Raw genomic sequence first — 13,866 nt, 5'->3', positions numbered from 1 at the left:
CTACATCATCCCTCGACAGTCGAGATTTACATTCCACAGCCACCAACTCGCTCCCATTCACCGCCACAATATCAATCTCCATTGCCGCCCCAGGACGCTTACTTTTCAAGCGACTCATCGTTTGGGTGACATCAATGCCCCATTTCTGAAATAAACCCACGACCGCAGGCTCTACCATTTCTTCAACGAATCTGCCCCAGCGTGTTGTTAGGTTATTAACCGCTTTGGTCGTTTCTTGTACCTGTTTTTTTAATTCTTCCATCGTGCGATTAGCTTCCTCTCTGCGGCGATCAGCTTCCTTTTGAAACTCGGCAAATTGGGACTCAGTTCTTTCAAATAACTTGTAAATATCGGCGATCGTTACAGCGTCTGACATAGGAAGATTCTTCAAGCTTGAGAAGTCTAGTCCCATTCTAACGACTTGGCCCAGAAAAAATCCCTAGCTTCTCATCCGTGTTTTTTCAATCAATTATTGACTATCAACTAATCAGCGATCGCAGTTCAAGGGGAAGGGGTCAAAGGTCAAAAGGCGATCGCGGTCAATGGATAATAGGCAATTGACAATGGATAATTATCAACTATAGCCCCTGCGGCCATGAACTACTATTTTGATCATCGGGAAGAAATCAACCTGGAAATCACCCAAGAATGGGATCAGGTACAAATTAGCATGACGCAAATAGCTAAATCACTTTTTACAGCAGGGTGAAAGAAGTGACTTTTCCCCCCTTCCCCCGAATGTACCCCGTAACTGATATAAGTAGAGATGTAGGTCTATAACCAAAATTGCCGCATCAGTTCGGTTAGGTGACTGTTTTTCGCTTGTCTAGGAGGGTAGATATGCTCAACGAATTAATTTATGAAGGATTAGGTTTAAGTGCTGTTTTCGGAGGACTATTCCTCTGGTCGCGCTCTGGTCTCGTCAGCAAAAATACTGCCCTTTTAGCCGCACAAGCGCAATTACAGCAAAGTAACTCAGATTTGTTGGCTCAAGTCAAGGGTTTAGATGTGGCGCAATCAGACTTAAAAGATGAAAATCAGCAGCTGCACGCCAAAATAATTCACATAGAACAACATTCCGCCCAATTACAGCACAAAGCTACGGATTTAGAAAATTCTCTCCAGTCCCTCCAGCAAGCTATCCAGATAGGTGAGGGTGAAATTGAACACCTGAAAACCACCGCTAAGGAAATAGAAGCGGAGAAAGCTGGTTTGATGGAGCAATTAGAGCGAGAAAAAGCCCAAATTATTAGCCTAGAAGCACAAATTCAAACTTTAGAGCAGCAAAAAGGTGAAATTAACCGTCAATTTGATTTGACTAAAAAACAGACCACCTCTCTCTATAGTCAAATTCAGACCCTAGAACAGGATAAAGCTCTCTTACAGCAAGAGCTAGAAAAAGCCGAGGAATTAAGGGCGAAAGTGGCCGATTTAGAGCATAAAAACCAAGAATTAAGCGATTTAGCCGCTAAAATTCCCATCTGGCAAGGTCAAATTCAAACCTTAGAACAGAATCTGGCTGACCAAACAGAACAGTATGAGCAAGGACAGCAAGAAATAGCCAGCTTACAGGGTCAAATTAGCGGGTTAGAGCAGCAAAAAAAGTCTCTCAGCGAAGATTTAGCCGCAAGTCAAACTCGATCGCTCTCTTTAGGGCAAGAATGCGACAATTTAACTATAAAACTCCAAGAAACCGTCGCTCAAGTGACAGCCATAACCGCCGAAAAGGACAGTCTCGGCGCTCATCTCGAAGCAGCTAAACTGGAGTTACAAGCTTTAGCAGCCCGGAAAGGGGAATTATCGGCAGAATTAACCACTGCTGCCGAAAAAATTGCTGATTTAGAAGGGCAATTACAGGAATTAACCCAGTTACCCCAACAATTGGCTGATTCTCAGGCAAAAATTGCTGATTTAGAAGGGCAATTACAGGAATTAACCCAATTACCGCAACAATTGGCCGATTCTCAGGCAAAAATTGCTGATTTAGAAGGGCAATTACAGGAATTAACCCAGTTACCCCAACAGTTAGAAACCTATCGGGAAAATATTGCTAATTTAGAGATTCAACTACATCAATTAAGTGCTGAAAAAGACCAATTAGAAGCCACAACTTCCCGTCATATCGAGGAATTAAGCCAACAAAATCGCCAACTAACTCAAGATTTAGAAGTCCAAAAAACGGCGGCTAAAGCTTTAGACAAGGAAAAAATTAAGCTTGAGAGTGAGTTAACAACTAAGCAACAAGAAATCACCGCTTTAGAGGTTCAAATTCAAAACCTAGAACAAGAAAGAGACGATTTCTCTCGACAAACTGCCCCCATTACCACTAATGAACCAGAAGCAATTATTAGCGAGACTCCGGTAGTAGAAGAACCGGAAACTCCCCCGGTGATTGCCGAGGAAACTCCGGTAGTAGAAGAACCGGAAACTTCCCCAGTGGTTGCCAAGGCGACTCCTGTGGTGGCATCAGAAAAAATCCCGGTTGCGGATACAAGTTTAGAAGTGCAACCCGCAGCAAAGATAGTCCAGACGAGTCAAGAATCCGCCGAAAATCCCCTAAGGGGAAAAAGCCTAGTTATACTAGGAACCTTCAGCAAAATCAGTCGCGAGAAAGCGAAATCATTGATTATTAATGTCGGTGGTACTGTTACCGGTTCCCCCAGTGCGAACACCGATTATGTTCTCCTCGGTAAAGCTCCCGGTGAGAAACTCAAAAAGGCTCAAAAATTAGGCATTAAAACCCTTTCAGAAGCCCAATTTCTGCAAATGGTAGAATCCTAAAACAGTTATCAGTTATCAGTTATCAGTTATCAGTTATCAGGTTTCAGTTATCAGGTTTCAGTTCACTGTTTACTGTTTACTGAAAAAACTTCCCACTTCATAATTCCCACTTCATAATTTATAATTCATAATTCACAATTCATAATTTATAATTCCCTTGATTACCAAAATTATGAGTCAAAAAATTGCCTTTTTAGGATTAGGAGTAATGGGAGCGCCGATGACGACTAATCTTGTCCGTCAGGGTTTTGCTGTCAATGCTTGGAATCGTACCCCAGAGGCGCCGGGGATAACCATTGCCGGGGCATCGGGTGCGAACATTTGTTCTAGTATTGCCGCCGCCGTCAGGGATGCCGAGATTGTCTTTACCTGCGTCGGGGATGTGCCTGACGTGGAAGCGGTAATTTTGGGACCGGGGGGTGTCGTGGAATCGGCAGCGGTGGGAACTCTGGTGGTGGATATGAGTACCATTGGCTCTCAAGCCGCTAGGATGATTGGTAAAAAGCTAGAGGAAAATAATCTCCGTTTTCTCGATGCTCCCGTTTCTGGGGGCGATATTGGGGCGAAAAACGGCACTTTAACCATTATGGTGGGGGGGAAAGAAGCGGATTTTCAGACTTGTTTGCCCTGTTTTCAAGCCATGGGCAAAACTATTCGCTGGTGTGGCGAAATTGGCAACGGACAAGCGGTAAAACTCTGTAATCAAGTCTTGGGGGCGGTTCACATGGTGGCACTGTGTGAGGCTCTAAAAATGGCAAAAATTCAAGGATTAGACCCCAATTTAGTCATAGAAGTCTGTAAAACGGGGGCGGCAGGTTCTTGGGCGTTGGAAAATTTGGGACCAAAAATCCTCGCCCAAGATTTACAGCCGGCTTTTATGATTGAACATATTTTGAAAGATTTGCGATTAGTCAAAGAAACTGCCCAGACAGCCGGGGAAATTCTGCCCGGGACAGATTTAGCGGAAACTCTATTTAAAGTAGTAGCGGAATTGGACGAAGGCAAGGGCATTAAACAGGGAACCCAAGCGATGATTCGTGCCTACGATTAAGCATTTTGTTGGCGATAAATATCATCGGTACGGGCAGCCATGATGAAATCATTTTGATGTAATCCCCCCACGTCATGGGTCCACCAAGAAACGGTAACTTTACCCCATTCTGTCAATAAAGCTGGGTGATGGCCTTCTTTTTCCGCCGCTTCTCCCACGGCATTAGTAAAGGCAATTGCCCCTTGAAAATTGGCAAATTTATAGAGTTTTTGCAGACGGGGAATACCCTCGTATTCTAAGAGATTCCAATCGGGAATTTTAGCCTGTAAAGCGGTAATTTCCTCGGCAGTGATAGGAGAAGAACCCGATTGATAAGGTTGACATTTTTGTTGAGCAAGTTCGGTCATAGGGGTATCAATCCAGATTTTTTAAGTAAGTAGTTATAATTAAATTGAAGATAGATTTTGCCTCTGATCCCCCCTGCCCCCCTTGATAAGGGGGGTGCCGATAGGCGGGGGGATCCCCCCTGCCCCCCTTGATAAGCTATCCCTTATAGGGATCTTTCTTAACAATTTTTGCAGTAAGCACTCCAACCCTTATCCTGACTTGATTTCAGTTTTTTCTTTGTCAGTAAGGGTGTCAACAAGGAATATTACAAATTGTTAACCGAGTCTTGAAAGCCTTGTGCTACAAAGGTTTGAAATGTTAAGAAAGATCCGACTAATGGATAGCTTGATAAGGGGGGTATCTGACAACTTTTAACACCTACCTACTTACCTTTATTATAGAGGAAAATCCCCCAGAGAAATTTTTTATTCTTCCTCTGACTCTGGAGAACTCACCCAAGGGGTAGAAGATTCGGCAGCTTTCGGGAAAGAAAAAGATTTTTTCGGAGGAGAAGGCAATAATTCCAATTGTTGATTACCGGTTTTATAGCTAGTTTTATTTTTATGCTCTCCCCGTCGTCGTTGGGAGGTTTTTTCCTCTGTCGTATTTTCGGCTATCACTTCATACAAAATCGCCCGTTTATCCTCTTGTTGGCCTTTTCTTAAAACCCGTCCTAAACGCTGAATATATTCCCTCGTGGAACCGGTTCCCGATAAAATAATCGCGATGCGTGCTTCCGGCACATCAACCCCTTCATTAAGAACATGGGAAGTCACCAGAATTTTGTATTCTCCCTGACGAAAACGGGTCAGGATTTCATGGCGTTCTTTCACAGGAGTTTGATGGGTTATGGCAGGTATTAAAAAGCTCTCGGAAATGCCGTAAACTGTGGCATTATCGTTGGTAAAAATTAAAATTGGCTCCGGATAGTGTTCACAGATTAACTCGGCTAAAACCCGCAATTTTCCCTGGGTTCCGGAGGATATTTCCTTCGACTCCCGGTGCGCTAACATCGCCCGGCGCCCTTCGCTACTTCTGGCACTAATCATGACAAAATTTTGCCAACCATTTAAATCAGCCAAACTGAGATTATTTCTTCTTAAAAAATCATTGCGAATTTTAATTGCTTCTTGATATTTTTCCTGTTCTTTAGCAGATAGTTTCACTTTAATTTGAATTATTTCATGATTGGCTAGGGCTTTTCCTGACAAGTCTTGGGGACTTTTTTGATAAACAATTGCACCGATAAGATAATCTAAATCTTGATGACTACCATCACCGCGATCCGGTGTTGCTGTTAAACCTAAACGATAGGGTGCGATCGAATCTTCCGCTATTTTCCGAAAGAAATCCGATGGTAAATGATGACATTCATCAAAAATCAAAAAAGCGTAACGATTGCCAAGAGTTTCTGAATAAATTGCCGCACTTTGATAGGTGGCGATTAAAATAGCACTATTATCCTTAGAACCTCCCCCTAATAATCCCACCTCGGCATCGGGAAAAGCCGCCAACATCTGGGCATACCACTGGTGCATTAAATCAATAGTCGGCACGATAATTAAGGTACTGCGGGGAGTCGATTGTAGAGCTAATTGGGCAAGATAGGTTTTACCGGCAGCGGTGGGAAGGACGATAACACCCCTTCTCTGGGATTTTTTCCAAGCGATTAACGCTTCCGTTTGGTGGGGGTAGGGTTCCCGTTCAAAACTGGCAATTAATTCTAAATTGTTAAAAGCTTTTGCTTCATCTTGGAAGTTAATGCCCTCCTCCTGTAGAGTTTCCACGAGAGGACGATAATGAATGGCCAAAATGCGAAATCTTTCGATACGATCATCCCAAGTGGCAAAATCTAGCCATTTTTTCCCCTTTGGTGGTGGATGGAGAATTAAGGTTCCTCGCTCATATTTGAGGGTGGGTAAGCGCATTTTTCAGTTATCAGTTATCAGTTATCAGTTATCAGTTATCAGTAAACAGAACGTAGGTTGGGTTGAAGCATGAAACCCAACGCCCGCTCATGTTACGCTACCGCTAACCCATCCTACAAATAATTGTGCCTCCCTACTTATCAGTTATCAGTTATCAGTAAACAGTAAACAGTAAACAGTAAACAGTATAAGTGAACTGAAAACTTACATCTGATAACTGATAACTTATTCAAGGCTGACGGCGGCAAGATAGCTTATCGCTAGATCATATTGATCAGGTTAAAAAAATAGAGTGTGAATTAACACACTCTCAGCATATCGAAACAGCTAAAGTTTGGCAATAGATTAAATCTTTTCGGTTAGCTTAGTCAGAACGCGATTGGAACGTTCCACAAAAGCTTGCATTCCCTCGGCATCAAATCCTTTTTGAGCGATTAAAGCTAAATCATAAACGTGCTGACAGAGCATTTTCGCTAATTGCGCCGATGGAGATTCGCCGCTACCAGTAACAATACTTCCCTGACTAATCTGGACAATCTGTTGAATTAGGGGATGATTAGTATTAATCATCAGAATATGTTCTTCGGGGAAAGCCATAGCTTTTTGTTGCATCATTGCCGTCATTTCCTGTAAGCGTCGCATCGCTTCTGGAAGTAAGACAATTGCCGGGGGAGTAGCTTGGGGATCATCAGATTTCAAGGCTTCAGTTTTGATATTGATGCGAGAATTATCGAGAGCTTTGGCGAAGATTTCTTTGATTAATTCAGCCCGGGTTTTATTACTGGCGGGATCGATAATTTCACTAGCTTGATCCTGTTCGAGCAGCGTCGAGTCTAATTCAGAATCAACCCGGGTGAATTTCACATCGGAGTATTCTCTTTCTAGGAAAGGAATAAAGTAATTAGTGTCGATGAAAGAATCAAAGAAAAGGATTTCTAAACCTTGATTTTTGTAGAGTTCAACGTAGGTGGATTGGCTACGAGGATCGGTACAGTAAAAAACTCGATTTTCGTGGCGTTCTTTATGGCGTTCCAGGTAGGCTTTGAGAGTAGTATAACCTTCCTGTTCGATCGCTTCTAGGGGAGTTTTCGCCGTTGCTTCTTGCCATGCGTCACCTTCGGCGGTTTGCACTTCCACTTGTACGGCAGTTTCTGGGGGTTTGTAGGTAGTGCGATAGATTAAAATATCTTCTACCTGCTGCTTAAATTTATCCTCTTTTAAGGAACCAAATTTAATAAAAGTTCCCACATCTCCCCAACAACGAATATATTCTTTTGCGTCTTCATTGTAGAGAGATTTGAGGCGATCAGCAATTTTTTTGGCAATAAAATCGGCAATACGGCGAACGGTGCGATCTTTGGTTAAAGCACTTCGAGACACATTTAAAGGAATATCTGGACTATCGATGACTCCTCGCAAGGGTATCAGGAAATCGGGAATAATTTCCTCGCAATGATCGCTAACAAAAACCTGATTACAGAATAACTTTAATTGTCCTTTTGAGACATCCACATCCGGTCTGAGTTTGGGAAAATAAAGAATGCCATTGAGCAAGAAAGGATAATCGGTATTCAGATGTACCCAGAGTAAAGGTTCTTCTTGGAAAGGATAGAGATAACGATAGAATTCTAGGTAGTCTTCTTTCGTCAGATTTTGAGGAGATTCTTTCCATAAAGCCCGTTGTTGATTAATCACTTCCCCATCAATTTTAATGGGAACGGGCATAAAATCTGAGTAGGTTTTGACTAACTGGCGAATGCGGGCAGGTTCTAAATATTCCCCTTCCTCATCCATTAAAGTTAGGGTGATAGTGGTGCCGATTTGGCTGCGGGAAGAATCGGTTAATTCAAACTCGGGAGAACCATCACAAGACCAATGGACAGGGGTAGCACCTTCTTGATAGGAAAGAGTATCAATTTCTACCTTTTTAGCCACCATAAAAGCCGAATAAAAACCTAGGCCAAAATGACCGATTAAATCGTTGGCTGATTTTTGGTATTTATTGATAAATTCTTCCGCACTGGAAAAGGCAACTTGGTTAATATATTTCTTGATTTCTTCCCCTGTCATCCCGATACCATTATCGGTAATTGATAGGGTACGATTTTCTTTATCGATGGCGAGATTAATTTCTGGTTCGGGGACTTCTCCTCTCGCTTCTCCTGCTAAGGAAGCCATTTTTAATTTCGAGATGGCATCAACACTATTGGATATCAATTCCCGCAGAAAAATTTCATGGTCAGTGTAGAGGGATTTTTTGATAATAGGGAAGATATTCTCGGTATGAATCGTGATATTACCTTTTTCGAGTACCGTCATACGTTCAATCACTAAGGGCTTGACTATTCTAACTTTTTTATTTTGCTCGATAATGGCAGCACTGATCACAGAGCGATTGCCCAACTTCCTCTAGGGGGATAACCGTACCGATAAAGGGAGTTGACGGCAGCAGGGCGATTTCTGGAACTCGAGCGCAAAAATCGGGTTTATTGATGACTTTTTGACTTTTACAAGCGGTTGGTTGAGATTTGCCGATTGAGCCAGAATTGCAGTAGCTCTACTTTTCACTTTGCAGATATCCCTCAATCAAAATATCGGGATTGAGATAATTAACCGTGACATTTTCTAACTGTAAAGCTTGGCTCATTAACTGGAAACCTAAATCACCCACGGCAGTAGGTGCCTTGATTCCCCCGATGATTTTGGGCGCAATAAAAGCGATAATTTTTTGTACCATGCCCTCAGCGATCGCAGCTGCGCTTAAACCGCCGCCGCACTCCCACAAAACCTGACAAAATCCCCTCTGAGCAAGATTTTCCATCACTAAAGTGGGTGTCACCTCGGTTAGTTCGATCACTTCCACGCCTTTTGTTAATAATTGTTGCTTAAGCTTGACATTAGCATCAATTTGTGTATAAACAAGGGTGGGAAATTGACTGGTATCCCAAAGATGGGCGGAGGGGGGTAAATCGAGCGATCGAGTCATGACCACGCGCAGGGGATTATGATCGGAGAGGCCGTGAGTGGTGAGGTGGGGATTATCTTGACGGACAGTGCTACCGCCGACGATAATCGCATCACAGGCCGATCGCAGTTGATGGACTATTTGGCGAGAAGCGGGGCTAGTAATCCAAGCGCTATGACCGCTAGTAGCGGCAATTTTGCCATCGAGAGTCATGGCATATTTGAGGATACCGAAGGGTTTTTTAGCGGTGATGCGATGGATAAAACCCTGATTGAGTTGACGACATTCGGACTCCTCCACCCCCACCAGCGTCTCGATGCCTGCCGATGCTAATCTTTGAATGCCTTTCCCCGCCACCAGGGGATTAGGATCGATCATCCCTACCACCACTTTTTTAATGCCTGCTTGCACAATTGCCTCGCTACAGGGTGGAGTACGTCCATAGTGGTTACAGGGTTCGAGATTGACGTATAAAGTGGCACCACGGGCTTTTTCTGCCGCCTGTCTCAGGGCGAAAACTTCTGCATGGGGTTGTCCGGCCCCTGGGTGAAAACCTTCGCCGATAATTGTCCCCTCTTGAACGATCACAGAACCCACCAAAGGATTAGGAGAAGTCCGCCCCAAGGCTTGCCTAGCAAGGGTTAGACATCTTTGCATCATTTTGCGATCGAATTCCGTTGCCTGGGCCATGGTTGATTTCTCCAAAGGAGGGGAGACTTGATCAGTGATCAGTAAACAGTAATCAGTGATCAGTGGGAAGCTTTTTTCAGTGTTGCCAAAGGCACGGCGTAGCCGTCCAGTAAACAGTAATCAGTGAACTGAAAACTCACATCTGATAACTGATAACTTATCTACTATTGTTATTTTAAAGTGAAACGTATCAGAGGATACAGAAATCTCAAATAAAAAAAAACAAAGATCAAAAAACATTGACTACTCACACCTCAAGATAAATCCCTAGGTGTTTGGTCTTCTGAAATGATTGACCTCTGTTCCTAGGATTTAGCGTTTGAACGGACATAATTGCTCGGTAATTATTTTCAACAGTAATGAATCGACCTACTAACTCAAAAAAGTAAATGAATTAACGATGAAACGAATTGCTCGAAAATCTGGGGAACTTGTCGGTTTGTTACCGAAAATTAACCCTGTCTGGTTAGCCTGTGTTCCTTTGTCCGCGATTATTTTCGTGGTTTGGAACACAGCCGTACAGGCCCAAGATGCGAAACCCCTAACCCCCGAAGATGTCCAAAACGCCCTTAATACAATCTGGGTTTTAATTGCCGCCATCCTCGTGATCTTTATGAATGCGGGTTTTGCGATGCTAGAAACGGGATTCTGTCGTCAGAAAAACGCCGTTAACGTTCTGGCCAAAAACCTGATCGTTTTCGCCCTCTCCACCATATCATTTTGGGCGATCGGTTTCTCCCTGATGTTTGGGTCTGTCAGTAACGAATTTTTCGGTACAGGAGGCTGGTTCCTTAGCAGTAGCGATCCCGCCACCTACGTTATGCCTGCCTCTTTGCCCACCTCGGTGTTCTTCCTGTTCCAAGTAGCTTTCGCGGGAACGGCGGCAACCATTGTATCTGGGGCGGTGGCAGAACGGATTAAATTCGTCGATTTCCTCGTTTTTAGCTTAATTATCGTCGGTATCATGTACCCGATCACTGGTCACTGGGTTTGGGGTGGCGGTTGGTTAGCTGACCTTGGTTTTAAAGACTTCGCCGGTTCGACGGTGGTTCACTCGGTGGGTGGTTGGTCTGCTTTAACCGGGGCGGCAATTCTCGGCCCGAGAATGGGTAAATACATCAACGGTCGCACCAGTGCCTTACCCGGCCATAACATGAGTATCGCGACCCTGGGTTGTTTAATTCTCTGGATTGGCTGGTTCGGTTTTAACCCCGGCTCTACTTTGGCAGTTAATGAAACTGTACCCTATATCGCTGTCACCACTAACCTCGCCGGGGCTGCAGGTGGCATTGCCGCTACCTTGACCGCATGGGCGAAAGATGGTAAACCCGACCTTTCAATGATTATTAACGGTATTCTGGCTGGTTTAGTAGCCGTTACCGCCGGTTGTGATGGTGTATCCTATTGGTCGGCCTTAATTATCGGTTTAATTGCCGGTGTGGTCGTGGTTTACTCGGTGGCTTTCTTCGATAACCTGAAAATTGATGACCCGGTGGGTGCGACTTCCGTTCACCTCGTCTGTGGTGTGTTTGGAACCTTAGCCGTGGGTATCTTCAACAAAGATGCGGGTTTAATCACCGGTCAATTCCAACTGTTTATTAACCAAATTATCGGAATTGTGGCAGTAGGGGCATTTACCCTGATTGTTAGTGGTATTGTTTGGACAATCCTCAAGGCTACCCTCGGTATTCGTGTTACTCCCGAAGAAGAATTAGAAGGTTTGGATGTGGGTGAACACGGGATGGAAGCCTATAGCGGTTTCGTCAAGGAGTCCGATATCGTTGCCGGTGGCTATTATGCTTCCAGTGTTGACATGGAAACGCCTAGCGCTCGTTAAGGTGAACCTTGTCAAGATAGATTAATCTATCCCCGACAAAGTTAAAGAGAAAAGGAAGAAGGCCTCGCCCCAATGCGATCGGTGGCTACAATTACCTTCTAAACCTTTTCTCTTTCGGTTTTTTGTCTGTTTCCGGACAGAAAAAATTAATCTTGCTACTAACCACCAACCGTCAATGAAAAAGATCATAGGAATAACCATACTTTTGCTGGGACTGGGATTCAATTGCGGAGTTGCCCCAGTTTTTGCGGAAACCGTCGCCGCCGCTCCCCCCAATCCGATTAGTGCTGGAGATACAGCTTGGATGCTGATCTCCTCAGCTTTAGTTTTATTAATGACCCCCGGACTGGCTTTTTTTTATGGGGGTTTAGTACGTTCCCGTAACGTCCTCAACACCATGATGATGAGTTTGGTGGCCATGGGCGTCATCGGTGTAACTTGGGTGCTTTGGGGTTATAGTCTCGCTTTCGATGTCACCCTGGGTAAAAGTGGTTTTGGCGAGGGAATTGAAGCTTTTATCGGGGGACTAGATTGGATTTTTCTCAACGGTGTCACCGCCGCCGCACCTGACGATATCGGTTATGCACCCACCGTTCCCCATCAAGTGTTTATGGTCTATCAAATGATGTTCGCCATCATCACCCCGGCTTTAATTTCGGGGGCGATCGTGGAACGGGTCAACTTTAAAGCCTATTTTTGGTTTTTACTGCTTTGGTCGACCTTTATCTATTCTCCCCTAGCTCACTGGGTTTGGGGTAAGGGTTGGTTGGCAGCCACTGGGGCGCTGGATTTCGCTGGTGGAACCGTTGTTCACATTAGTTCCGGGATTTCCGCACTGGTGGCCGCCTGGATGATCGGTCCGCGGCGTAGTTTTGGTGTCCAAACCTATGCACCCCATAATGTGCCTTTTGTTCTCCTAGGTATCGGTTTACTCTGGTTCGGTTGGTTTGGTTTTAATGGTGGTAGTGCGCTTTCCTCTAGTTCCCTGGCCACGACAGCTTTTGTTAATACCAGTATCGCCGCTTCGGCCGGTGGTTTGACATGGATGCTTATAGAATGGATTTTACGGGGTAAACCGACGGCGATCGGTATTGCTAGTGGATTTTTAGGGGGATTAGTGGGTATTACTCCCGCTGCCGGTTATGTGCTGCCGATTGGGGCGATTCTCATTGGTTCGATCACTGCCCTTACCTGTTTTTTTGCGGTTAGTCTGCGGGCAAAATTGCGCTTTGATGATTCTTTGGATACCTATCCTGTCCATGGTGTCGGCGGGACAATAGGGGCGCTGCTTACGGGGCTTTTTGCCACAAAATCGGTTAATTCAGCTGGAAATGATGGTTTATTTTTTGGGAATGCGGGGTTACTGTGGACGCAATTTGTTGGCGTTGCCGCTACTTATATCTTTGCTGCCGTGGGTACTTTTGTTATCCTGAAAATTCTCAGTCTATTTATGGAGCTGCGGGTTAAACCGAATACGGAAGCAGAAGGGTTAGATGTTCCTGAACACGGAGAGGAAGCCTACGGACAGGAATTCGAGTTTGGTAGCAGCTTTTCCTACCAAGAAAATCCTCCCGCCACAAATCCGCAAGAAAATTATTAGCGATTTAATCAGCTATCGATCCAGCCAACAGAGGCGAAATTTCGTCTCTGTGAAACTGGGCTAAAAAATTCCGTTTTTGGTCGTCTCGTCTCTGTCACCGGGGATTGTGATCCTGTCCGTCGCTGGCAAAGAATGCTCGATCGTTATTGTACGAAGATTCTCCGAGACCGAGAAACTCTCCGCCAAGGCTTAATGATTAGCGATCGCCAAGGCGGATCAAGTTTGATCCAGATGGGCAAAACAGCAAAAAATTACCGATTCTTACTGACAAGAATCAAGAAATTTGTAAGCCAGCTAACTCAGCAATTGTATAGGTGGGTCTGCCTTTAACTTCCTCGTAAATTCTACCGATATATTCTCCTAGTAAGTACCTAGGCAAAATTATTTACACATGACGATCATTGCCCCGTAAGGGTTTTAGCTCGATCGGGCAGGTAATTAATTTTGCATGACTACTTATTCCGATGCTAATTAGGGCTTGCTGAATAATGGTAAAACCCTTTTAAAATAAGGCTTTTGACCTGTTAAAGTCCGATGTTAGTGCAAGAAAATAGGATTGGGACTTTCAAAAACCTTGCATTATCCTTCTTGTGGTACATCGCTTGGTACAAAAAACAAGGGCAACAAAGCCTGAAACGACCGACTCCTGACGACCGGCTACTGACTCCTACCCCCAGGAAAAACTTT

Annotated in this window: 9 protein-coding genes; 4 read left to right on the top strand and 5 right to left on the bottom strand. The window is 44.4% G+C overall.

Features of this window, described 5'->3' with window-relative positions; translation table 11 throughout:
- Window positions 1–376, bottom strand: a 376-nt coding sequence (locus tag IM509_RS08890; protein ID WP_272079502.1) for a DUF3782 domain-containing protein, incomplete at its 3' end; no start/stop codon positions are given.
- Between the two features lie 464 nt (window positions 377–840).
- Here IM509_RS08890 and IM509_RS08885 point away from each other — a divergent pair.
- Entirely contained in the window at window positions 841–2,781 is a 1,941-nt protein-coding gene (locus IM509_RS08885) for a BRCT domain-containing protein (RefSeq protein WP_185237407.1), read from the top strand.
- A gap of 172 nt (window positions 2,782–2,953) precedes the next feature.
- Window positions 2,954–3,832: an NAD(P)-dependent oxidoreductase gene (locus tag IM509_RS08880; RefSeq protein ID WP_185237406.1), complete on the top strand. Its 879-nt coding sequence runs from the start codon at window positions 2,954–2,956 to the stop codon at window positions 3,830–3,832.
- On the opposite strand, the gene IM509_RS08875 is transcribed toward IM509_RS08880, so the two are convergent.
- The 4 genes from IM509_RS08875 to ribD all read right to left on the bottom strand — a co-directional run bounded on the left by IM509_RS08875 (window position 3,829) and on the right by ribD (window position 9,742).
- On the bottom strand, window positions 3,829–4,179 hold the full coding sequence (locus IM509_RS08875) for a 4a-hydroxytetrahydrobiopterin dehydratase (protein ID WP_002744294.1): 351 nt from the start codon (window positions 4,177–4,179) through the stop codon (window positions 3,829–3,831). The two genes, IM509_RS08880 and IM509_RS08875, sit on opposite strands and share 4 nt — an antisense overlap.
- A gap of 405 nt (window positions 4,180–4,584) precedes the next feature.
- The gene (locus IM509_RS08870; RefSeq protein ID WP_072926051.1) at window positions 4,585–6,087 is read right to left on the bottom strand and encodes a DEAD/DEAH box helicase; all 1,503 of its coding nucleotides are present in this window, start codon (window positions 6,085–6,087) and stop codon (window positions 4,585–4,587) included.
- A gap of 345 nt (window positions 6,088–6,432) precedes the next feature.
- Entirely contained in the window at window positions 6,433–8,406 is a 1,974-nt protein-coding gene (gene htpG, locus IM509_RS08865) for a molecular chaperone HtpG (RefSeq protein WP_072926061.1), read from the bottom strand.
- A gap of 238 nt (window positions 8,407–8,644) precedes the next feature.
- Window positions 8,645–9,742, bottom strand: coding sequence for a bifunctional diaminohydroxyphosphoribosylaminopyrimidine deaminase/5-amino-6-(5-phosphoribosylamino)uracil reductase RibD (gene ribD / locus IM509_RS08860; RefSeq protein WP_072926053.1), 1,098 nt, complete (start codon window positions 9,740–9,742; stop codon window positions 8,645–8,647).
- Window positions 9,743–10,142: 400 nt separating this feature from the next.
- Between ribD and IM509_RS08855 the strand changes: the two genes are divergently transcribed.
- Window positions 10,143–11,579 (top strand): ammonium transporter, encoded by a 1,437-nt coding sequence (locus IM509_RS08855; RefSeq protein ID WP_052276589.1) that lies wholly within the window; start codon window positions 10,143–10,145, stop codon window positions 11,577–11,579.
- 175 nt (window positions 11,580–11,754) lie between these two features.
- Window positions 11,755–13,179 carry an ammonium transporter gene (locus IM509_RS08850; RefSeq protein ID WP_185237405.1) on the top strand — a complete coding sequence of 475 codons (1,425 nt, stop codon included), beginning with the start codon at window positions 11,755–11,757 and terminating at the stop codon, window positions 13,177–13,179.
- Window positions 13,180–13,866 lie beyond the last annotated feature (687 nt).

Source organism: Microcystis sp. M31BS1 (assembly GCF_020245285.1).
Taxonomy (GTDB): domain Bacteria; phylum Cyanobacteriota; class Cyanobacteriia; order Cyanobacteriales; family Microcystaceae; genus Microcystis; species Microcystis panniformis.
The sequence above is the reverse complement of the archived record's forward strand: the minus strand, read 5'-3'. Positions and strand labels throughout refer to the sequence as shown.